At 69.3% G+C, this 21,198-nt stretch carries 20 protein-coding genes and 1 tRNA gene; 10 read left to right on the top strand and 11 right to left on the bottom strand.

Annotation, left to right across the window (positions count from 1 at the left end; all coding sequences use genetic code 11):
* Positions 1–2 precede the first annotated feature (2 nt).
* Both MPLG2_RS02540 and MPLG2_RS02535 read right to left on the bottom strand, forming a co-directional pair.
* On the bottom strand, positions 3–254 hold the full coding sequence (locus tag MPLG2_RS02540; protein WP_158680804.1) for a hypothetical protein: 252 nt from the start codon (positions 252–254) through the stop codon (positions 3–5).
* A 38-nt stretch (positions 255–292) separates the two neighbouring features.
* Entirely contained in the window at positions 293–472 is a 180-nt protein-coding gene (locus tag MPLG2_RS02535) for a helix-turn-helix domain-containing protein (RefSeq protein ID WP_105187422.1), read from the bottom strand.
* Positions 473–614: 142 nt separating this feature from the next.
* Here MPLG2_RS02535 and MPLG2_RS02530 point away from each other — a divergent pair, with 142 nt between their 5' ends.
* Positions 615–866: a type II toxin-antitoxin system Phd/YefM family antitoxin gene (locus MPLG2_RS02530; RefSeq protein WP_105184781.1), complete on the top strand. Its 252-nt coding sequence runs from the start codon at positions 615–617 to the stop codon at positions 864–866.
* 3 nt (positions 867–869) lie between these two features.
* Here the strand turns inward: MPLG2_RS02530 and MPLG2_RS02525 are convergent, their stop codons facing one another.
* Both MPLG2_RS02525 and MPLG2_RS02520 read right to left on the bottom strand, forming a co-directional pair.
* On the bottom strand, positions 870–1,976 hold the full coding sequence (locus MPLG2_RS02525; RefSeq protein ID WP_105184780.1) for a tyrosine-type recombinase/integrase: 1,107 nt from the start codon (positions 1,974–1,976) through the stop codon (positions 870–872).
* Positions 1,977–2,183: 207 nt separating this feature from the next.
* A tRNA-Pro gene (locus MPLG2_RS02520) sits at positions 2,184–2,259 on the bottom strand.
* A gap of 120 nt (positions 2,260–2,379) precedes the next feature.
* Here MPLG2_RS02520 and MPLG2_RS02515 point away from each other — a divergent pair.
* Positions 2,380–4,434: a S9 family peptidase gene (locus tag MPLG2_RS02515; RefSeq protein WP_105184779.1), complete on the top strand. Its 2,055-nt coding sequence runs from the start codon at positions 2,380–2,382 to the stop codon at positions 4,432–4,434.
* 244 nt (positions 4,435–4,678) lie between these two features.
* Complete coding sequence (locus MPLG2_RS02510; protein ID WP_105184778.1) at positions 4,679–5,989, top strand: threonine/serine exporter family protein; 1,311 nt, start codon at positions 4,679–4,681, stop codon at positions 5,987–5,989.
* A gap of 28 nt (positions 5,990–6,017) precedes the next feature.
* Here the strand turns inward: MPLG2_RS02510 and MPLG2_RS02505 are convergent, their stop codons facing one another.
* The 4 genes from MPLG2_RS02505 to MPLG2_RS02490 form a co-directional block, all read right to left on the bottom strand.
* A complete protein-coding gene (locus tag MPLG2_RS02505; protein ID WP_105184777.1) occupies positions 6,018–7,421 on the bottom strand; it encodes a hypothetical protein in 1,404 nt (467 codons plus the stop codon).
* A 13-nt stretch (positions 7,422–7,434) separates the two neighbouring features.
* A complete protein-coding gene (locus MPLG2_RS02500) occupies positions 7,435–8,253 on the bottom strand; it encodes an Fpg/Nei family DNA glycosylase (protein WP_105184776.1) in 819 nt (272 codons plus the stop codon).
* 24 nt (positions 8,254–8,277) lie between these two features.
* Positions 8,278–8,733: a ribose-5-phosphate isomerase gene (locus MPLG2_RS02495; protein WP_105184775.1), complete on the bottom strand. Its 456-nt coding sequence runs from the start codon at positions 8,731–8,733 to the stop codon at positions 8,278–8,280.
* A 115-nt stretch (positions 8,734–8,848) separates the two neighbouring features.
* The gene (locus MPLG2_RS02490; RefSeq protein WP_105184774.1) at positions 8,849–9,448 is read right to left on the bottom strand and encodes a mycothiol-dependent nitroreductase Rv2466c family protein; all 600 of its coding nucleotides are present in this window, start codon (positions 9,446–9,448) and stop codon (positions 8,849–8,851) included.
* Between the two features lie 79 nt (positions 9,449–9,527).
* Between MPLG2_RS02490 and MPLG2_RS02485 the strand changes: the two genes are divergently transcribed.
* The 3 genes from MPLG2_RS02485 to MPLG2_RS02475 all read left to right on the top strand — a co-directional run bounded on the left by MPLG2_RS02485 (position 9,528) and on the right by MPLG2_RS02475 (position 14,048).
* Entirely contained in the window at positions 9,528–11,027 is a 1,500-nt protein-coding gene (locus MPLG2_RS02485) for an FGGY-family carbohydrate kinase (RefSeq protein WP_158680803.1), read from the top strand.
* A gap of 70 nt (positions 11,028–11,097) precedes the next feature.
* The gene (gene pepN, locus MPLG2_RS02480; protein WP_105184772.1) at positions 11,098–13,650 is read left to right on the top strand and encodes an aminopeptidase N; all 2,553 of its coding nucleotides are present in this window, start codon (positions 11,098–11,100) and stop codon (positions 13,648–13,650) included.
* 161 nt (positions 13,651–13,811) lie between these two features.
* Positions 13,812–14,048, top strand: coding sequence for a hypothetical protein (locus MPLG2_RS02475; protein ID WP_105184771.1), 237 nt, complete (start codon positions 13,812–13,814; stop codon positions 14,046–14,048).
* A gap of 21 nt (positions 14,049–14,069) precedes the next feature.
* Here MPLG2_RS02475 and MPLG2_RS02470 read toward each other — a convergent pair whose 3' ends face one another.
* A complete protein-coding gene (locus tag MPLG2_RS02470; RefSeq protein ID WP_158680802.1) occupies positions 14,070–14,255 on the bottom strand; it encodes a hypothetical protein in 186 nt (61 codons plus the stop codon).
* A gap of 357 nt (positions 14,256–14,612) precedes the next feature.
* Between MPLG2_RS02470 and pyrR the strand changes: the two genes are divergently transcribed.
* From pyrR to MPLG2_RS02455, 3 genes are read left to right on the top strand one after another with little or no spacing between them, the layout of a single operon-like run.
* Entirely contained in the window at positions 14,613–15,158 is a 546-nt protein-coding gene (gene pyrR / locus MPLG2_RS02465; RefSeq protein ID WP_105184769.1) for a bifunctional pyr operon transcriptional regulator/uracil phosphoribosyltransferase PyrR, read from the top strand.
* Positions 15,158–16,087: an aspartate carbamoyltransferase catalytic subunit gene (locus MPLG2_RS02460; RefSeq protein WP_105184768.1), complete on the top strand. Its 930-nt coding sequence runs from the start codon at positions 15,158–15,160 to the stop codon at positions 16,085–16,087. Before pyrR ends, MPLG2_RS02460 begins: the two co-directional genes overlap by 1 nt.
* A complete protein-coding gene (locus tag MPLG2_RS02455; protein ID WP_105184767.1) occupies positions 16,084–17,352 on the top strand; it encodes a dihydroorotase in 1,269 nt (422 codons plus the stop codon). Before MPLG2_RS02460 ends, MPLG2_RS02455 begins: the two co-directional genes overlap by 4 nt.
* A 33-nt stretch (positions 17,353–17,385) precedes the next feature.
* Here MPLG2_RS02455 and MPLG2_RS02450 read toward each other — a convergent pair whose 3' ends face one another.
* Together MPLG2_RS02450 and MPLG2_RS02445 are read right to left on the bottom strand one after the other, a co-directional pair.
* Positions 17,386–18,915: a gluconokinase gene (locus tag MPLG2_RS02450; RefSeq protein WP_105184766.1), complete on the bottom strand. Its 1,530-nt coding sequence runs from the start codon at positions 18,913–18,915 to the stop codon at positions 17,386–17,388.
* A complete protein-coding gene (locus MPLG2_RS02445; protein ID WP_231935758.1) occupies positions 18,912–20,273 on the bottom strand; it encodes a mannitol dehydrogenase family protein in 1,362 nt (453 codons plus the stop codon). The genes MPLG2_RS02450 and MPLG2_RS02445 overlap by 4 nt, the downstream gene beginning before the upstream one ends.
* A gap of 97 nt (positions 20,274–20,370) precedes the next feature.
* On the opposite strand from MPLG2_RS02445, the gene MPLG2_RS02440 reads away from it, so the two are divergent.
* Positions 20,371–21,129, top strand: coding sequence for a hypothetical protein (locus tag MPLG2_RS02440; protein ID WP_158680801.1), 759 nt, complete (start codon positions 20,371–20,373; stop codon positions 21,127–21,129).
* The last annotated feature ends 69 nt before the right edge of the window (positions 21,130–21,198 follow it).

Raw genomic sequence — 21,198 nt, 5'->3', positions numbered from 1 at the left:
GTTCACTGGCCGGCCTCGAACTGGGCGAGGCGCTCCTCGGCGTCGGCGATGAAGGCCTCGTCAGCCTCGACCAACTCCTCCCGATACACCTGATCGGCGGTCTCAGCTTCGAGTGCAGCCCAGAACGCTGCCTTGCGCCGCTGGTCGAGCATCTCTTCGATGAGCTGGCCCTGTGTCAGGTGGGCCGCCTTGGCTGCATCGCGCAGGCGATCGCGGACTACGCGTGGAACCCTGATCGTCGCCAGTCCAGCCATGTCCAGACGGTACCCCTGAGCTGTCCGAAGGTCGCGTGTCACCCGAGCCAGAACGGACGCAACATCGCGTCGACGTCCTCGGGGCGGACGCGGAGGATGCGCCGTCCGCTGGAGAAGACCGGAAGTTGACTGGACGCGATCCGACGTCGCAGGGTCTTCCGGCTGATCCCCGTCCGCTCGGCCGCCTGGGCGAGGGACTCGTAGCGCTGCAGTTCCATGGTGAACTCCTTCCGCAGCCCCTTAAGCCTCAGAAAGGGCCCGATCCGGACACCGGAGGACCAAGCGATGTGAAGTTCTGCCACCTCGTGCCGCCTGCTCGGCCTGCCGCCGAGGGACGAGGGACGTCCTATCCTCGCTGCCATGAGCGCCAATGTGGACCTGAAGGAGCTGCGCCAAAACACCGCCGAACTGGTGCGCCGCGCCGCGTCCGGGGGGGAGATCACGATCACCGTCTCCGGACGGCCAAGTGCCCGCCTGATGCCCGCGGAACTGAACTATTGGAGGCGCTGGGACGAGATCGCCGACCTGTTCAGTGGCCCCACCGATGCGGATTGGCAGCATGACAGCGAAGGGTTCAGGGACGACCTGCGAGACCCATCGGACAAGCGGTAAGCGTCATAGTTCGGCGAGCTTGCTCATGTTCTCGGCCAGCCGCGAGCGGGACGCCCGGGTCGCGTGCTGGTAGCGCTCGACCATCCCGGCGGTGGCGTGGCCCATCATCGCCTTCAGTTCGGCGGTCGTCGCGCCGGTCATACCCGCCAGCGAAGCCGCGGAGTGGCGCATGTCGTGGAAGGTCAGATCCTCCCGGCCGATGACCTTTCGGGCCTTGCCGTAGGCGTAGCGCAACGCCTTCTCCGACATCGGCGAGACGCCGTCTCCGCCCGGGAAGAGGAAGCCGTCGCGTCCGGTCACCGGGAGCGCGGCCACGTACTTCGCCAGGTACGGGATCAGATGCGGCGGAATGCCGACGTCACGGGTGCCGGCCGCCGTCTTCGGCGCTCCGACGTGCACCTGGCCCTTCGTCCGCGTCACCGCCTGCCGGACGCGCACCACGCCCTCGGTGAGGTCGAGGTCGCGCCGCCGCAGGCCACGCACCTCACCCGACCTCAGCCCGCACCAGCCGGCCAGCACCACCGGCAGTCCCTGTTTCGGCGGCAGCTCGAGCAGCTTGTTGAGTTCGGCGGGGGTGGCCGGCTCGATGTCGCGCGTGCGGCGCACCTTGCCGGCGTTGCGGACGCGGCACGGGTTGCGGTCGATCAGGCCCTCGTCCTCGGCTTCGCGCAGGATCGAGCGCAGCAGCGAGTAGGCGTGCTTGCGCTGCACCGGACGGTCCGCCGACAGCACCGTGGAGTACCAGCGGCGGATCTGGTCGGGTTCGAGGTACTTCAGCTTGAAGCTCCCCAGCGTCGGGGCGATCAGCTTCTCCAGCAGCCGGCCGTACTCCTCGCGCGTCCGCGGCGTCAGCTCGCGCTCAGCCAGGCAGTGCCGCGCGTAGCCGGCCAGGGTGTCCAGGTCGTCCGGCCCGCCCTTCACTTTCACCGGCGGACGCCACTCCTGGCGCTCGATCGAACGGTGCACCTCGCCCAGCCAGAACTCGGCGTCGATCCGCTCGGAGAACAGGTGCGGGGCGTCGTAACGCTGCCGATCCGGCCCGACGTAACGCGCACGGAAGTACCCACTCCGGCGCTCGATGCTGCCGAAGGACCGGCGCTCCTGACCCATGGGAACCTCCTGATCGGCAGGAAACCCGAAAACCAGTATATCGCTCTGACTAGGGGTTTCGCTTGCCCCAAATTAGCCCCAATTGGGGCTTAACTGGGGCACCAGAGGTCTTGACATGGCCTCTTCTGGGTGCAGGTCGCCTGTCGCCCCTGCGGCGTTTGGCCTAGTCAGCCAGGCATAATGCCTAGTCGGGGTGGGGGGCACAAATGGTCGGGGCGACAGGACTCGAACCTGCGATCTCCTGCTCCCAAAGCAGGCGCGCTAGCCACTACGCTACGCCCCGGATCGACCCCGCTCGATGAGCGGCGCCGCACCGAGTCTAGGGCAGGGCCACCGGCGGCGCTAACCGCGAAATCCTGACGTGACATCGAAATCGAGGGCGGCTCGGGCTAGGGTCCTGTGAATGGTCACCCCTTTTCACGACATTCAGACCTACCTCTCACTTCCTCGAACCACCGGCCTGCGGCTGTCGCCCGACGGGTCGCGCCTGATCACCACGGTCGCGACGCTCAACGCCAAGCGCAACCAGTATCGTTCGGCGTTGTGGCACGTCGATCCCACCGGCGCCGAGCCGGCCCGCCGGCTGACCCGCTCGCGCAAGGGCGAATCGTCGGCGGTGTTCACCGACGCGGGCGACATTCTGTTCACCTCGACGCGCCCCAACCCCGACGCCGAAGACGACGACGAGGCGCCCGCCGCGCTGTGGCTGCTGCCCGCCACCGGCGGCGACGCCCGGCTGATCGGCAATCGGCTCGGCGGTTACGGCGAGGTCGCGTCACACGCGGGCGTGGTGCTGGCCGCCGGCAACCGCCTCGGCACCGCCTCGACCGAGGCCGACGACGATCGGGTGCGCAAAGAGCGCAAAGATCTCAAGGTGTCGGCCCTGCTGCACACCAGCTACCCGATTCGGCACTGGGACGAAGACCTCGGGCCTGGGGCCACCCACCTGCTGACCGGGCCGGTGCCGTCCGACGGGATCGCGGGCGAGGCCGCTGCCACCCTCGAGCTCACCGACCTGACCCCCGACGCAGCCCCGCACCAGTTCGGCGACTTCGACCTGGCACCCGACGGCCGCTGGGCTGCAGTCACCTGCACCGTGATCGGTGCCCGCGCCGACCGCCGCACCACCCTGTGCCGGCTCGATCTGTCCGACGGCACGCTCACCACCCTGGTGGACGAACCGGGCGCCGACGTGATCTGCGGCCGCATTTCGCCCGACGGCACCACGGTCGTGTGGCAGTACGAACCGCACGGCAGCCCCACCAAAGCGCCGCACGTCGAGTTGCGCCTGCTTGACCTCACCGACGGCTCGTCACGCCGCATCGCCGCCGACTGGGACCGTTGGATCACCGATCACGCCTGGCTGCCCGACGGCAGCGGCCTCGTGCTCGCCGCCGACGAGTCGGGACGAAGCCCGGTGTTCGTGCTCGACCTGGCCAAGGACGAGGTCACCCGAGTGACCAGCGACGACGCGGCGTTCACCGACCTGCAGGTCTCGCCCGACGGACGCTGGGTCTACGCCTTGCGGTCGTCGTACCGGGCGCCGTCCGAGGTGGTGCGCATCGACCTGCACGCGCACCGCAGCGCCGAAGCCCCCGTTGCGGCCGAGTTGCTGCCCGGCCCCGCGCCGGCACCGCAGCTGCCCGGCACCCTCACCGAGGTGAGCGCCACGGCCGACGACGGTTCGCCGCTGCGGGCCTGGCTGGCCCTACCGTCCGGCGCCGACGACGTGCACCCGGCGCCGCTGCTGCTGTGGATTCACGGCGGTCCGCTGGGCTCGTGGAACGCCTGGTCGTGGCGCTGGTGCCCCTGGCTGCTGGTCGCGCAGGGCTACGCGGTGCTGCTGCCCGACCCTGCCCTGTCGACCGGTTACGGCGAGCAGTTCATCGCCCGCGGCTGGGCCCGTTGGGGTGCAGAGCCGTACACCGACCTGATGACGATCACCGACGCCACCCTCGCACGCGACGACGTCGATCACACCCGCACCGCTGCCATGGGCGGCTCGTTCGGTGGCTACATGGCCAACTGGGTGGCCGGCCAGACCGACCGGTTCGACGCCATCGTCACCCACGCCTCGTTGTGGGCGCTCGACCAGTTCGGGCCGACCACCGACCACGCCTACTACTGGGCGCGCGAGGTGAGCGAACAGATGGTGCGCGACTTCTCGCCGCATGCCTTCGTCGAACGCATCGACACCCCGATGCTGGTGGTGCACGGCGACAAGGATTACCGGGTGCCGATCGGCGAAGGCCTTCGGTTGTGGTGGGAACTGGTCAGCCGCTCGAAACTCGCCATGGACGACCAGGGACGCACCCCGCACCGGTTCTTGTACTTTCCCGACGAGAACCACTGGGTGCTCAGCCCTCAGCACGCTGCGCTCTGGTACGGCACGGTGTCGGCCTTCCTGTCCGAACACGTGTTGGGTGAGGCAAGGGACTACCCCGAACTGCTCGGCTAAACCAGGTTGGTCGAGCCTGTCGAGACCCGTCGGGTCGCGCTGGTCCGAAACCCGCTGGTCGAAGTCGCCCTAGACCGGGGTGGCTTTGCGGTCTCGCGAGGCGATGTAACTGCCTTTCGGGCACGTAACTGCCTGCGCGCGGGCAGCGACGTGTCACAAAGGCAGCTACGTTGCCCGCTGTCGGCCAGGCGGCCCTTCGTGGGCTCTGCGCCCGACGATGCTCCGGTGGGCTTAGCGTGGAGGCATGCCCGAGGAGCGTCCGCCGATAAGCGAGCACGAGTACGAGGACCAGCTCGAACCCACCCATCTGATCCGTCGTTCGCACGTGGTGCTGCGCGCGGGCACCATGATGCTCGGCGCCGGCACCAGCGCACTGCGGGTGCGCGAAGTGATGAGCGCGGTGGCCCGCACCGTCGGCGTCCAGCAGGTCGAGGCGCAGGTCACCTTCACCCAGATCGTGCTCACAGTCGGACGCCGCGGCATCTTCCGAACCCAGGTGGGCGAGACCCGTCCCAGCGTCGACGCCGACCGCATCGCCCGGCTGCACCAGTTCTCGCACGAACTGCCCGAACGCGAACGGGCGATCGACGTCGAGGCCCGCCTGGACGCGATCGAGCACCAGCCCCGCTGCTACCCCACCTGGCTGTTGGTGACGCTGGTCGCCCTCGCCTGCGCGTCGGTGTCGGTGTTGTCGAACGGCGGCTGGCGCGAGGTGCTCGCCGTGCTGCCTGCCTCAGCCCTCGCCTACACCGCGCACCGCGCGCTCACTCGACTGCAGTTCAACCTGCTCGCGGTGGTGCTCACCTCGGCCGCGCTGGCGTCGGCACTGTACGTCGGCTTCGCGGCGCTGATCACGGCCGTGGCCGGAGCCCCGAGCCCACGCTTCGCAGCTGGCTTCATCTGCGCGTCGATCTTTCTGATCCCCGGGTTTCCCCTTGTCACAGCTGGTCTCGACCTCACCCGGCTCGACCTGGACGCCGGCGTACCCAGGCTCACCTATGCAGCGATGGTGCTGCTCGCCATGGCCATCGGCGTGTGGCTGGTCGCCTCGATCGCCGGAGTCTCACCCGCGCCGGTGGCGCCCAATGAGGGCCATCCGGCGATTGTCTGGACGGCCCTGATCGCAGCCAGCTTCTTCGCGGTGTTCGGGTGGGCGACCATGTTCAACGTGCCGCTGGCCACGGCTGTGGCGTCGGGCGTGGTGGCGGTCGTGGGCAACGTTCCACGGCTGTTGCTGCTGGCCGCCGACGTGAAACCGCACGTGGCCACGTTCGTCGGCTGCGTGATCATGGGCCTGGGCTGCGCAGTGGTGGCCGGCTGGTTCAAGATGACCAAGATCATCATGACCGTGCCCACGTTGCTGGTGTCCATTCCCGGGTCGTCGGCGCTGCGCACGCTGATCTACTTCGACCAGGCCGACATCGTCTCAGCCATCGAGTCAGGCGTCTCGACGGTGCTCGTCGTGGTGGCCATGGTGGCCGGCCTGTCGGGCGCCCGCATGCTCACCGACCCCGAATGGGCCTTCACCCGCCCGGACGCGAAACAGCGCGGTTAGTGGGGTCTCGACAAGCTCGACCAACAGATCAGACCAGCGACTCCCCCAGCGCCAGCCAGGCCAGCACCGCCAGGTCCTCCGGGTTCGCGAAATCCGACGCCGCCACCTGCGCCAGCAGTCGCCGCGAGTTCTTGGTCGCACACGCCGCAGCTCCGACCGCCATCGGCCATTCCTCGGGGCACAGCTGCAGCAGCCCGGTCAACTGCACCTGCTGAACGGCGTCCAACCCGACCGGTTCACCGGGCAGGTCACCGCCCAGCGTGTTGATGAGGCCCGAGAACAGCGGCCCGGCCACCTCGGCGCTGCGCAGGTTGAGCACGGCCAGTTCGAGGCCCACCCAATCGGTGCCGCTCGGCCGCGACAACAGCGCCACCGCCTCGTCGCGAACGTCTTCACCGAGCGCCAGACCGGCCAGCCAGCCGGCCATCACCACCCTGCCGAAGCCGAGTTGAGGGTGCACCAGTTGCAGCTGGCGCAGGGCCACGCGCACCGCCCGCGCGTTGCCCGACCGCTGGCCACGCACGATGCCGCCGGCGATGGCGAGCAGGTCGGTGGTGTGCTCCCAGTCGTAGTCGTCGAGCCATTCCTCGGCGGCCTGCGGCTGGCTGACCAGGCTGCGGCCGAGCGCCTCAGCCACCACGAACGCGGCGGCCGGGCTCGGCGGCAAACGGTCGCGCAACACGGTGGACGCCCCGGCGGCGAGCAGCGTGTCGAGGGTTGGGGCGAACGACAGCGTCAGCGCGGTCAACCCACGCGCAGAGTGCAGCACCACGGCCGCCCGGCCGGCCTCGCCGATCACCTGCACGGCGTCGCCCTCGGCGCGGGTCGTCGCGGGCGGCTCGACCACCAGGGCCTGGTCGGGTTGCCGAAACTCCCAGGGCTGCCCGGCCGGCATCTCGAGAGGGGCCAGCCACGCGGGCAATCGCGCGGCGAGTTGGGCCAGGTCGGTGTGCAGTTCGGCACGCAGCGAACCGACCCAGCGCCGTCCGGGCTCGATCGTCAGCCTCTCGGGGGCAAGCTCGAAACCGTCGTCGCTCGCACGAAGCCAGCCCTGGGTGAGCCGCAGCCCCACCACCGGCGCTGCCCGGCGCCGGGGCGCCACCACCAGCACCGCTTCGGCGCCTGCGGCCCAGGCCCACACCACGCTGGCCTGCCCGGGCCGAACCCGCAACGACGGCACCTGAACGAGTTCGGACGGCTCCGCAGCACTCAGCGCCCAGCGAATCGTCCAGTGCTGCCCCACCGAATGCCGTACCGCGAACGAGCAGCCGCTGCAGCCGAACGCGTGCTCGACCTCGTCGTCATCGTCGGTGAAACGCCCGGTCGGACGCACGCCGTGCAGGCTGAAGGTGGCCCACTCGTCGGAGCCGTGCAGCAGCCGAAAACCGGCTCCGTCGGCAGCCACGTGGACGGTGAACGCACCCCAGCGCATCAGCCCGTTCCCGTCAGCGCCGTCGCTGGCAGCGCGGGCACCAGTACAGGTTGCGACCTTCCAGCACCTGGGTACGCACGGGTGTGCCGCAGACCAGGCAGGGCAGCCCCGCCCGGCGGTACACGTACACCTCGCCGCCGTGCCGGTCGACGCGCGGTGCGCGGCCCATCGCCTCGGGCAGGTGCTCGTCGCGCACCGAGTCGATGCGTCCCTCGGTGACCCCGTCGCGCATCAGCAGCACCAGGTCGGCCCACACCGCGTTCCAGGTGCGCCGCGAGATCGTCCGGCCCTCTTTGAACGGGTTGACCCGGTGCCGAAACAGCACCTCGGCGCGGTAGATGTTTCCGACGCCGGCGGTGACCGACTGGTCCATCAGCAGCGAGGCGATGCTGCGCCCCGATCGGCTGATCTTGGCCCACGCCTTCTCGCCGGTGGAGTCGTCACGAATCGGGTCGTCGCCGGCGGCGGCGATGATGGCGTCGCGGGCCTCGTCGGTGATCAGCCGGCACCACTGCGGGCCGCGCAGTTCGGCGCTGCGCTGGTCGCGGGCGATGCGCAGCCGCAGCGTTTCGGGCCCGGCCGGCGAGGTGGGTTCGCCGTCGATCAGCCACAGCTTGCCGATCAGCCCCAGGTGCACGTGCACGATGCGGTCTGGCCCGAAGTCGATGAACAGGTGTTTGCCGTACGCCTCGGCGCCGCTGAGCACCGAGCCGTCGAGCAGTGCGGCCTCGTCGGCGAACCGGCCCTGCGGGCTGGTGACGCGCACAGCCTGACCGCCGAACCAGTCGGTGAGACCGTTCGCCAGTCGATGAATCACGTGCCCTTCAGGCATGCCGTCCCCTGCCGTCCGGACTGCTCAGCAGCAGTGCTGATTCTCGTAGTCGTCGAGCAGTTGCAAGCGCCGCACGTGCCGCGGATCGTTCGAGAACGGCGTCTCGAGAAACACTCTCACCATGGCCAGTGCGTCGCTGAGCGATTGCATGCGACCACCAAGCGCGACGATGCGGGCGTCGTTGTGTTCGCGGGCCAGCCGGGCCATCACGGTGTTGTAGGCCAGACCGGCCCGCACGCCCTTGACCTTGTTGGCGGCGATCTGTTCGCCGTTGCCCGAACCACCCAGCACGATGCCGCGGCTCTCGGGGTCGGCGGCGACGGCCTCGGCGCACGGCAGTACGAACACCGGATAGTCGTCGGACGAGTCGTAGCTGTGCGCCCCGTGGTCGACCATGTCGTAGCCGGCAGCGGTCAGTTCTTTGACCAGAAACTCCTTGAGGTCGTAGGCCGCATGGTCGGCGGCGATGTGAACGCGCATGCGGTCAACATAGCCGAGACGGCCGACAGCCCAGCACCACGTCTGGTGGGCAGTGGGGACGGTTTCCAACTCGCGAGCGGCGTGAATTGGGGACGGTTCCCAACTCGCGCCATTCTCAGTCGAAGATCGGGCCTACCGTGCGGGTGCGCTTGGCCTCGAAGAATCCCGGGTAGGCGGTCAGCTTGGCGAAACCGTCGAACAGTTCGCCGGCCTGTTCACCCTTGGGTGCGGGCGAGATCACCGGGCCGAACAGCGACATCTCGTTGATGCGAATCACGGGGGTGCCGACCTCGTCGCCGACTGGGTCCATGCCCTCGTGGTGCGACGCCTTCAGGGCGTCGTCGTTGGCGTCGGTGTGACCCAGCTCAATGAGTTCGGCGGGCAGGTCGACCTCGGCCAGCGCGGCGGCGATGGTTTCGTCGGTCGGCTGCTGCTCCCCCGGATGCACCCGTGTGCCGATCGCGGTGTAGTAGTCGCGCAGCTTCTCGGGGTGCTCGCGCTGCACCGCCAGAGCGACCCGGGCGGGCGCCCAGGCCCGGTCCATCAATGCTCGGTAGTTCTCGGGCAGATCGCGACCCTCGTTGAGCACCGCCAAACTCATCACGTGAAAGTCGACGTGCACGTCGCGCACCTTTTCGACCTCGAGCAGCCACCGCGACGTCATCCACGCCCACGGGCACAGCGAGTCGAACCACATATCCACCTGTTGCGTCATGGCGCACACCCTAGTGCGGCGCTGGTAACCCGCCACGTGCACTCGACCGGCAGGCGGACGCACCGCCACCATGGGTGCCGTGACCAGTGCCATCGGCGTTGACCTCGGCACGACCAACACCAAGGTGGTGCTGGTCGGCGACCGCGACACCCTGCTGGCCGCCGAACCCACGCCCACCACGCTGGACGCCCTGATCACCCTGGTCGGCCGGGCCCTGAGCCGGGCTGACGTACCGGTGGCCGCGGTGGGCATCGCCGCCATGGCCGAGTCGGGTTTCGTGCTCGATGCGGACGGGCACGCCCGCACGCCGCTGCTGTCATGGCGGGACGCGCGCGACGACGCCGACATGCAGGCGTTCGCACGCCGCACCGGCGCCGATGATCTCTTTGAAGCCACCGGGGTGCGGCCCGGGCCCAAGCCGCCGATGGCGCTGTGGCTCTCGCTGCGGGCGCACCGGCCCGACCTCCTCGGGAAGGTGAACAGCTGGGCCGGCGTCGCCGATGCCCTGGCTATGGCCCTGACCGGACGGCTGGTCACCGACCACACGCTGGCCGGACGCACCATGGCGTACCGGTTACCACCGTCTGGCAAAACCCTGGCCAAGACTTTCGACGAGCCACTGCTGGCCGAGGCCGGCTTGCGACCGCACCAGCTGCCGTCCGTCGTGCTGCCGGGCGACCCGCCGGCGCGACTGACCCGCTCGACCGCCGCCTGGACGGGCCTGGCGCCCGGAACGCCGGTGTGGGTGGCCGGACACGACCACCAGGTGGCCGCGTGGGGTGCCGGCGTCCGCGCCCCGGGCCAGGTGGCCGACTCGGTCGGCACCGCCGAGGCCGTGCTGCACCTGGTGCGCGGCGTGCCCGACCGATCGGCGGTGCGGCGCGAGGGCATGAGCGTGGTGCGCGCCGTCGACGGCGCAACGGAAGCGCTGCTGGCCGGCACTTCGTTCGCCGGCGGCTTTCTGCAGTGGCTGGCCGACCGGCAGACCGACGGCGACGTCGCCGCGCTGCTGGCACAGGTGCCCGGACTCGACGATGTGGCGCCAGGCTCCGAGCGCTCTGCTCACAGCGGGTCGGGTTCGCCACCGCAGTCGGCGTTGAATCCGACCCGTACTGTCGAGCCTTCGGCCTTCGCCCGGCCGGGTTGGGTGCTGCCCTACCCCGGTGGACGGCAATGCCCCGACCCCGACCCGTCCGCGGTGGTTCGCGTGGTGGGTGAGGCAACCGCACCCCTCGGCGTGCGGGCGATCGAGGCTGTCGCCTATCAGGCGGCGTGGATCGTGCAGCGCCAAGGAGAGCTGGCCGGCGACCGGGTTGACGGGCTGCACATGATCGGCGCGGCGCTGCACCGTTGCTCGCAATGGGCGCGCATCAAGGCCACACTCGCCGGGTCACGGACCACTCTGCTGCGCGACAGCGAGCCGGTTGCGACGGCCGCGGCCAGGCTGGCGCTGTTCCGTTGCGGCCTCGCCGACGACGCTGCCCTGCCTGCGGCGCCGGTGCTGCCCGTCCACGATCTGATCGAGGTGTATCAGCGCCGTCTCGACGCGTTCATCTCCAGCGCCCGAAGAGGTGACTGACGCATGGTTGTGGCCTCGATTCGCTCAGGTACTGTGCGAGAGCGAACCGCAGAAACGTCTCTGGAGGAACATGTATCCGGCCAACATCACCCGCGCTGAGGCCCAGGCGCGGGCCGAGCTACTGAGCACGAGCAGCTACCAGGTGACGGTCGACCTGACCGGGTCGGCGACCACGTTCACCTCGACCTCGACCATCGTGTTCAGCTCGGGCGCCGGTAGCACGTTCGTCGACCTGATCGCCGACTCGATCGTCGAAGCCACCCTCGACGACGCCCCGCTCGACTTCTCGGCCTACAACGGCGAACGGGTGCCTCTCGATCTCACCACCGGCGATCACGTGCTCGCCGTCACGGCGGTCTGCCGCTACAGCAACACCGGCGAGGGCCTGCATCGCTTCGTCGACCCCGTGGACGAGCGGATCTACTGCTACACCCAGCTCGAGGTGGCCGACGCCCGCCGCGTCTACGCCTGCTTCGAGCAGCCCGACCTGAAGGCTACGTTCGCCTTTTCGGTGATCGCCCCGGCGCACTGGACGGTGCTGTCGAACTCCCCCGAGGTCGAACCCCTGGTCGCGGGCCAATTGGGCCGCTGGGAGTTCACTCCTACGCCGCCGATCTCGACCTACATCACCGCCTTGATCGCCGGCGACTATCACACCGTGCGCAGCACGCATCAGGGCCGTGACGCCGAGATTCCGCTGTCGCTGTCGTGCCGGGCGTCGATGGCGCCGCATCTGGACGCGGACCGGCTGTTCGAAACCACGGCGCGCGGCTTCGAGGTGTTCGAAGAGCACTTCGGCGAGGCGTACCCGTTCAGCGACTACGCCCAGATCTTCGTGCCCGAGTTCAACGCCGGCGCCATGGAGAACGCAGGCTGCGTCACGCTGCGCGACGAGTACCTGTTTCGCTCGCGGGTCACCGCGGCCAGCTACGACAGCCGCGACAACACGATTCTGCACGAGCAGGCCCACATGTGGTTCGGCGACCTGGTCACCATGACCTGGTGGGACGACCTGTGGCTGAACGAGTCGTTCGCCGAATGGGCGTCCCACTTCGCGCAGGACGAGATCAGCCGACGCCACGGCGGCACCGATCCGTGGGCGGCGTTCTGCAACGCCCGCAAGACCTGGGCCTACCGGCAGGACCAACTGCCGTCCACCCACCCGATCGCCGCCGACATGGTCGATCTCGAGGCGGTCGAACTCAACTTCGACGGCATCACGTACGCCAAGGGTGCGTCGGCGCTGCGCCAGTTGGTGGCCTTCGTCGGCCTTGAGCCGTTTCTCGCCGGCGTACGCACGTACTTCGCCCGGCACGCGTGGGGCAACACGCAGTTGAGCGACCTGCTGGAGGCGCTGGAGGAATCGTCGGGTCGCGACCTGTCGTTCTTCACCGGGCAGTGGCTGCAGACCGCCGGCGTGAACACCCTGACCTGCCAGTACGAGCTCGACGACGAGGGCCGGTTCACCAGCTTCGCCGTGCTGCAGTCGGCGCTGCCGCAATGGCCGACGCTGCGCCGGCACCGCATCGGCGTCGGGCTGTACGACCCCACCGACGACGGCATCGAGCGGGTGCACCGGGTCGAGGTCGACATCGACGGCGATCGCACCGAGATCGAGGCCCTGATCGGCGTACCGGCACCTGCCGTGGTGCTGCTCAACGACGGCGACCTGTCGTACGCCAAGATCAGAATCGACCGCGGGCTGAGCGTGGTGGTCGAGCGTATGCACGAGTTTCGCGACCCGGTCGCCCGGGCGCTGCTGTGGGGGGCGACGTGGGACATGTGCCGCGACGCGCAGCTCAGCGCCGCCGACTACGTCGAGCTGGTCGTTCGGGGGGTGGCCGTCGAGACCGACCTCACCGCGGTCAGCGCCGTACTGGGCCAGGCCGAGGCGGCCGTGCGCTACTACGCTCCCCCGGCTGAGCGGCCGGCGTTGGCGGTTCGTTGGACGGCGGGTCTGGCCGAGTTGCTGAAGCAGGTCGAGCCGGGGTCCGACCACCAGTTGGCGATCGTGCGCGCGCTCGCGGCTTCGGTGACCACACCGGCCGGGGCCGAACTGCTGAAGGCCTGGCTGGACGGCGTCGAAGTGCCGCCCGGCTTGAGCATCGACGCCGACCTGCGCTGGCGGCTGGTCACCAACCTGGCCCGGTTGGGCGGCATCGACGAGGCGGGTATCGCCGCCGAACTGGCCCACGACAACACCGCGACGGGGGCCGAGAAGGCCGCTGGAGCGCGGGCGGCGCTACCGACCGCGGCAGCCAAGGCCGAGGCGTGGCGGCTGGCGGTCGACGAGCCGTCCGTGCCCAACGAGACACACACCCAGTTGTGCCTGCAGTTCTGGCAGTTGGATCAGAACGCTGCGCTCGAGCCGTATGTCGACAAGTGGTTCGACGTGATGCAGCACATCGCCGCGCAGCAGAACGGCTGGGGGCAACGCTCGCTGGCGATTCGCCGCAACGTGGGCGAGTTGCTGTTCCCGCGCCCGCTCGGCGACCGCGCCCTGGCGGCGCGCATCACCGACTGGCTTGCCACCACCGAGTTGACCGACTCGGTGCGCCGCATGGCCAGCGAACGACTGGACGACCTCGAACGCGCCCTGCGATGCCAAGAGGCCGTCGAGTAGGGGGACGGTTCCACTTCTGTCTCAAGGGACGGTTCCACTTCTGGCCCAAGGGACGGTTCCACTTCCGTCCCAAGGGACGGTTCTCTGATCCGAATCAGCGGACCGTCCCTTTCGCGACTCCGCTCGTTGGTTACATACCCCTGGGGGTATATAGTCGACGCGTGAGTCCCATCACTCCGGCACGCGCCGGGATCTCGCTCAGTCTCGACTACGACAAGGAGTTTCAGATGTGCTACCCGGTCACCTGCAAGCAGTGCGGCAAGACCACCTGGGCCGGTTGCGGCCAGCATGTGGCGTCGGTCAAGGCGTCGGTTCCCGCATCACAGTGGTGCGGCGGGCACGCAGAACAACAGTCGGCGGCCTCGGGCGGCATGTTCTCGCGGCTGTTCGGCCGCTGACCCGCCCGGTTGGTTCGGGCGTCAGTCGTCGGAGCGAACGGCCTTGTCGTCGTCTTTGCCGAACCAGCTGGGCGCCAGGCCCAGCAGCAGAATCACGGCGAAGATCGCGACGGGTATGCCGAGGTACAGCGTGACCGCCTCGAGCACGGTCGGGTTCTGGGCGACCTCCCAGCCGGGAAGGGTCTCGAGCGGGAAGAGTCCGAACATGATCACAGGGTATTCGAGCTAGCCGCAGAGGTCACGCATCAGTTGTGCGACGGGTCCCGGAGAGTTTGAGGACGGCTTCTCAACCGGTGGAGAACCGTCCCCTTCCGGTTGGAGAACCGTCCCCTTCCGGATGGAGAACCGTCCCCTTCCGGTCGGAGAACCGTCCCCTTCCGGTTGGAGAACCGTCCCCTTCCGGTTGGAGAACCGTCCCCTTCCGGTTGGAGAACCGTCCCCGGCGTTGGGCCAAACTTCGATCGCGTGGCAACCGCGTTCTGCGGACCGCTACATTGAAGTCCTGAGACGACCGTCCGCCAGCGCGGCCCGGATCGTCGAAGGAACGGTGCTAGGAGCCCCTGCGTGACCAACTCAACCGCCCGCATCGTGTGGGACGGCCATCAGATCGCTCGCGCCATTGCTCGCATGGCCCACCAGATCGTCGAAGTCAACGCCGGCAGTGCCGACCTGGTGCTGCTGGGCATTCCCACCCGTGGCGTGCTGCTGGCTCGACGCTTGGCCGATGCCATTCGCAGCATCGAGAACACTGAAGTCGCGATCGGCGAACTCGACGTCACGATGTATCGCGACGACCTGCGCCGCCAGCCCACCCGAGCGGTCGGACGCACCGCGATCCCCCGTCCGCTCGACGACCAAACCGTCGTGCTCGTCGACGACGTGCTGTTCACCGGACGCACCATCGCCGCCGCTCTCGACGCCCTCAAAGAAGTCGGACGGCCGCGGTCCGTCCAGCTCGCCGTGCTGATCGACCGCGGCCACCGCGAACTGCCGATTCAGGCCGACCACGTCGGACGTCAACTGCAGGCGCCCGCCGAGGCACGCGTCAACGTGAAGCTCACCGAAATCGACGACCACGACGCCGTCACGATCAGCGTGCCGGAGGGCTGATGCGACATCTTCTGAGCGCCGCCGACCTGAGCCTGGCCGAGGTGACCTCGATTCTCGACACCGCCGACGAGATGCACACCATTCAGCAGCGGCAGATCAAGAAGCTGCCCACCCTGCGTGGGCGCACCGTGATCAACATGTTCTTCGAAGACTCCACCCGCACCCGCACGAGCTTCGAGTTGGCCGGCAAATGGATGTCGGCCGACACGATCAACATCTCGGCCAAGGGGTCGTCCACGTCGAAGGGCGAGTCGCTGCGCGACACCATGCTCACCCTGGACGCGATGGGCACCGACTGCTTCGTCATTCGGCACGGCAGCTCGGGGGCGGTGGCGCAAGCAGCCGGTTGGGTGCGGGCGCACGTGGTGAACGCGGGCGACGGCACCCACGAACACCCCACCCAGGCCCTGTTGGACGCCTTCGCGATGCGCCGCCATTTGGGCGGGGGCGGTGCCGAGGCGTTCGCCGGCAAGAAGATCGCCATCGTGGGCGACCTGCTGCACAGCCGGGTCGTCCGCAGCAACGTGCTGCTGCAGCGCACCCTGGGTTCAGAGGTCACCCTGGTCGCGCCGCCCACCCTGCTGCCCACCGGGGTGGACGAGTGGGGCGTGGCGGTCACCAATGACTTCGACGAGGTGATCCATACCGCCGACGTGGTGATGATGCTGCGGGTGCAGCGCGAACGCATGTACGGCGGCTTCTTTCCCACCGAGCGCGAGTACGCCGAGCTGTACGGGCTCACCCCCGAGCGGCTCGCCCGGCTCAAGCCCGGCGCCGCGATCTGCCACCCCGGGCCGATGAACCGCGGGCTCGAGATCAGTTCCGAAGCCGCCGACGCCGCCAACTCGCTGATCCTCGAGCAGGTCACCGCCGGCGTCTCGGTGCGCATGAGCGTGCTTTACCACCTGCTGGGAGGAAGCTCCGAATGAGGGATCTGCTGATCACGGGCGCTCAGCTCGCCGACGGAACGTCCGCCGACCTGGGCGTGTCGAACGGACACTTCGTGGCTCCGTCCGACGTCACCGACGCCGAGCGCATCGACGCCGACGGGCTGCTCGCCCTGCCCGGCCTGGTCGACCCCCACACGCACCTGCGCGAACCGGGCCGTGAAGACGCCGAGACCATCGCCACCGGCACCCTGGCCGCAGCGCGCGGTGGGTACACCGCCGTGCACGCGATGGCGAACCTCGACCCGGTCACCGACACCGCCGAGGCCGCCGAGTATCTGGCTGCGCTGGCCGCGCGCACGGCCAACGCCGAGGTGATCGTGATCGGTTCGGTCACCAAGGGCCTGGCCGGCGAGCAGTTGTCCGAAATGGGACTGATGAACCGCTCGGCAGCGGCCGTGCGCATGTTCTCGGACGACGGACGCTGCGTGATGGACCCGCTGGTGATGCGCCGCGCCCTCACCTACGCCAAAACCTTCGACGCGGTGATCGCCCAGCATTCCCAAGACACCCGGCTGGCCGGCCCGACCGCCTGCTGCCACGAGTCTGAGATCTCTGGACGGCTGGGTCTGGCCGGTTGGCCGGCGCAGGCCGAGTCGGCGATCATCGCCCGCGACGTCGAACTGGCGCAACTGTCGGGTGGACGGCTGCACGTGTGCCACATCTCGACCGCCGAGGGCGTCGAGGTGATCCGGTGGGCCAAGGCGCGCGGGGTGAACGTGACGGCCGAGGTGACGCCGCACCACCTGTACCTGGGCACCCGCGAGGTCGAGAGCTACGACACCACGTTCAAGGTGAACCCTCCGCTGCGCACCGACGAACACATCGAGGCGGTCAGGGCCGCCCTGGCCGACGGCACGATCGACATGGTGGGCACCGATCACGCCCCGCACGCCCCGCAAGACAAAGACCACCCCTTCGACATCGCGCTGCCCGGCATGATCGGTCTGGAGCAGTCGCTGGCGGTGGTGATCGAGGTGATGGTCGATGCGGGCCGGCTGGACTGGCCGGGCGTTGTCGACCGCATGTCGGCCGCCCCCGCCCGACTGACCAGGCTGGCCACGCAGGGCCGTCCGATCGCCGAGGGTGAGCCGGCCAACCTGGTGCTGGTCGACCCGTCCGCCCGTGCGGTGGTCGATCGGGACGCCTCGGCGTCCAAGTCGCGCAACAACCCCTACCACGGGCGCGACCTGCCCGACCCAGTGGTCGCCACGGTCTGGGCCGGCAAGGTCACCCACCGCCGCTGACTCCCATCCGTCATCCCGGCGAAACGGGTGGCGTCAGCCGAAGAGGGTACGCACCTGGTCGTACCGCTCCAGGAGCGCCGGAATGCCCGCCCGCAGCTCGCGGTAGGCCGCAACCTCGGCCTCGTCCGGCACCAGTTCGTCGCCCGAGCCGACGTCTTGACCCAACTGCAGCAGGCCGTCGCGCAACGACGAGGCCTGACCCAACCCGTACAGGGCGAGTGCCGCCGCACCCAGGGCCGTGCCCTCGGCCCCGTCGGTGACCACCAGCGGACGCCCCAACGCGGCGGTCAGAATCGCGCGCCACACCGTCGAGCGGAACACGCCCCCGGTGGCCCTGATCTGACGTACGGGTGTCACCCGGTCGAGCTCGTCGAAGATCGCCGACAACATCAGCGCCACTCCCTCGACCGCCGCGCGCACGAAGTGCTGCCGGCCGTGACCACGCCGCACCCCCAGAAACGCCCCGGGAATGGACGGGTTCCACAACGGCGCCCGTTCAGCCATCAGGAACGGCAGCATGACCAGCCCTTCCGAACCGATCGGCACGTGGCGGGCCAGGTCGAGCAGCATGCCGTCGGGGTTGCCGCCGGCGTCGTCGGCGAAGTCGACGCCGAACACATCGCCCGCCCAGCGCACCACGATGCCGCCGTTGCTGACCGCTCCGCCGAGCACCCACGCCCCCTCGGCCAGGTTGTAGCAGAACAGCCTGCCCGCCTCGTCGACGTACGGGCGGTCGGTGATCATGCGCACCGCCCCCGACGTGCCCAGCGACAAGCCGACCACGCCCGGTTCGAGCGCCCCGACGCCGAGGTTGCCCAAGGGCCCGTCGCCGGCGCCCAGCACCACCGGCAGCCCGCGCGGCAGGCCCACCTCGTCGGCGAGCGAATCGGTCAGGGGCAGCGCGTCCGTCGTCGCTCGGACGGGCGGCAGCCGGTCGGCGTCCACCCCCACCAACTCGAGCGCCTCGGGGTTCCAGGTCAACGTCGACAGGTCGAGCAGCCCCGTGCCCGACGCGTTCGACACCTCGGTGACCAACTCGCCGGTGAGCTTATGGACGATGAAGTCCTTCAGCCCCACCCACCACCGCGCCGAGGCCAGCAGGTCGGGCTCGTGCTCGCCGTACCAGAGCAGTTTGGTGAGGTGAGACATCGAGTGCACGGGCGTGCCCGAGGTGTGGTGCAGCCGGCGTCCCAACTCGGTGCCGCGCAGAGCCATGGCCTGCTCGGCGGCCCGCGAGTCGGCCCAGGTGAGCAACGGCGTGATCGCGCGATGCTCGGCGTCCAACCCGATCAGACCGTGCATGGCGGTGGACACGCCGATGCCGACGACGCTCGCCTCACCCAGCAACGCCGCCACCTCGGCCAGGCCTTCGCGCAGGGCCCGCCACATCACCTCGGGGTCCTGCACCTCCCAGCCGGGCTGCGGCTGCTGCAGCGGGTACTCGTTCGCGGCGCCGCCGCGCCACCCGCCACCCAGCGCGAAGGCCGAAACCTTGGCGGCGGTGGTGCCGACGTCGAGCCCGAGCACCACCTTCGCGCCGGCCGGTGCGGCCCCCGTGGTCATCCCTGCAACTGCCGCGCCAGGGCCAGAATGCTGGCCTTCGAGTCACGATCGTCGATCTCGAGAAAACCGCAGACCTTGCTCACCGAGTCCTCCAGCGAACCGGAGCCCAGGTCGGCGATCTTGTCGGCCCGCGCGTCGTTGAACGGCGCACCCAGCCCGCGCAGGTGCAGGGTCCAGGCCGCCACCGCCCGCTCGGCACCCAACGGGCTGTTGCCGGCTTTGCGGTCGGCCACCAGCGCCGGGACGATGCGAATCGGAATCTTCTGCGACCCGTCGGCCGCGATGCGGCTGAGCTGGTCACGCATGCGCGGGTTGCCGAACCGCTCCAACAGTGCGGCACGGTAGTCGGCGATGACGGCGTCGTCGAGCGGCAACTGGCGTGCGGCCACGTCCCACCACTCGTCGACCCAGCCGCGCACGATCGGGTCGGCGATGGCGTCCGACACGGTTTGGTGCCCCTTGATGGTGGCGGCGTAGGCCAGCATCGAATGCGCCCCGTTGAGCAGCCACAGCTTGCGCAACTCGTGGGGCACCACGTCGTCGACGAACACGGCCCCCGCGCTCGCCCAGTCGGGCACCTGCCCCTTGAGGTCGCCGGCCAGCACCCATTCGCTGAACGGTTCGGTGCCGATGGCGGCCGGGTCGTCGACGCCCTGCTCGTCTTGCACCGCCTGCCAGATGGCGTCGGTGGCGCGGGGCGTGATGCGATCGACCATGGTGGTCACGAAACCCACCTCGTCGTCGAGGTACTGCTCCAGGTCGGGGACGGCCCGCGAGACCATGTCACGCAGCACCCGCTCGAGCATGGCGCCGTTGTCGGGCACGTTGTCGCAACTGATCAGCGTGATCGGGCCCGCACCTGCGTCACGGCGAGCCACCAGCCCGGCGACCAGCTTGCCGGGAGCGGTGCGCACCGCGTTCAGGTTGCCGGCCGCGATCACGTCGATGTCTGAGGCCACGTCGGGGTTGCCCGCGTCGAGCTCGCCACGCTCGTTGCGCACGTAGCCGGCCTCGGTGATGGTCATGGTGACCACGCTCACCGCAGGGTCGGTGAAGTAACCCGACAGGGCAGCCACATCGGTGCCCGTGTGAGTGGCCGCCAGTGAACTGATCACCCGGTACTCGTTGCCCTGGGGGCCGACGCTCACCAGCGTGTACAGGTTGTCTTGCCGTTGCAGTTCGGCCCCGATGCCCATCGACCGCCCGGCGAAGGCCGCGATGCCCCACTGGTCGGCGTCGGCCGCCCGGTCGGTGTACCAGGCCTGGTGGGCACGAAAGAAGTTGCCCAGCCCCAGGTGAACCATGCGAACCGGCGGCGTGGGCCGTCCGTCTTTCGAGCGAGAGAGTCGACGGGCCACGGTGCCTGCCTTTCGTCGGTGGGGCTTGTGAGCCTATGGCATCGTCAGCGAGCCGGGCGGGTGGTTGCCGCGGGTTGCCCTCGGTAGGGTGTGCGCCGTGTCCGACCCGACCCTGCCCGCCGACCCGCAGCACCTGGACGCTGCCTCGGTGCGCGCCACCGTCGAACGCCTGGACGCCCGTATCAAGGCACGTTTTCCCACCCGCAACCTGACCCGGCTGCCGGGGCAGTTGATCGAGGTCATCGACCACCTCAGCGAACGGCAGAGCGTGTGGCGCGCCCGCCGACGCTGGCTGGTGCTGGCGTGCCGGGTGAGCATCGCGCTGGTCGTCGCGGGCCTGGTGGTGGCGCTGGCGACCATTGCCGTGCAGGCGTCGCCCGCCGGCGAACCGCACGGCTGGGACTGGCTGAGCATCTTCGAGTCGCTCGTCAACGACGTGGTGTTCGCCGGCATCGCCATCTACTTTCTCTGGGCGCTGCCCGACCGGCTGCAGCGGCACGGCGACCTGGCCACCCTGCAGCGGCTGCGCTCACTGGCCCATGTCGTCGACATGCACCAGTTGACCAAAGACCCCGCACGGCTGCGTGCAGACTTCGCTGCCACCACCGCGAGCGTGCCGCTGGGCATGACCGCGATCGAGCTCGCCAACTATCTCGACTACTGCTCGGAGTTGCTGTCGATGCTGGGCAAGACCGCCGCCCTGTTCGGCGAACATTCCGACGATCGGACGACGCTCGCCACGATCGCCGGTATCGAAGAGTTGACCAACAACCTGTCGGGCAAGATCTGGACCAAGATCAGCCTGCTGCCCTCAGCCGTGCGCCGAACCGGCAGTGCGGGCACTGAGTCGCGCTGAGCACCGTCCGGCAAGAACCGGCAACCGAATGCGCTGCTGACCGTATTAGGGCAGGATCAACAATGGCGC

Origin of the sequence: Micropruina glycogenica (assembly GCF_900289045.1) — a bacterium.
GTDB lineage: Bacteria > Actinomycetota > Actinomycetes > Propionibacteriales > Propionibacteriaceae > Micropruina > Micropruina glycogenica.
This window is presented reverse-complemented; position numbering and strand designations above follow the sequence as displayed.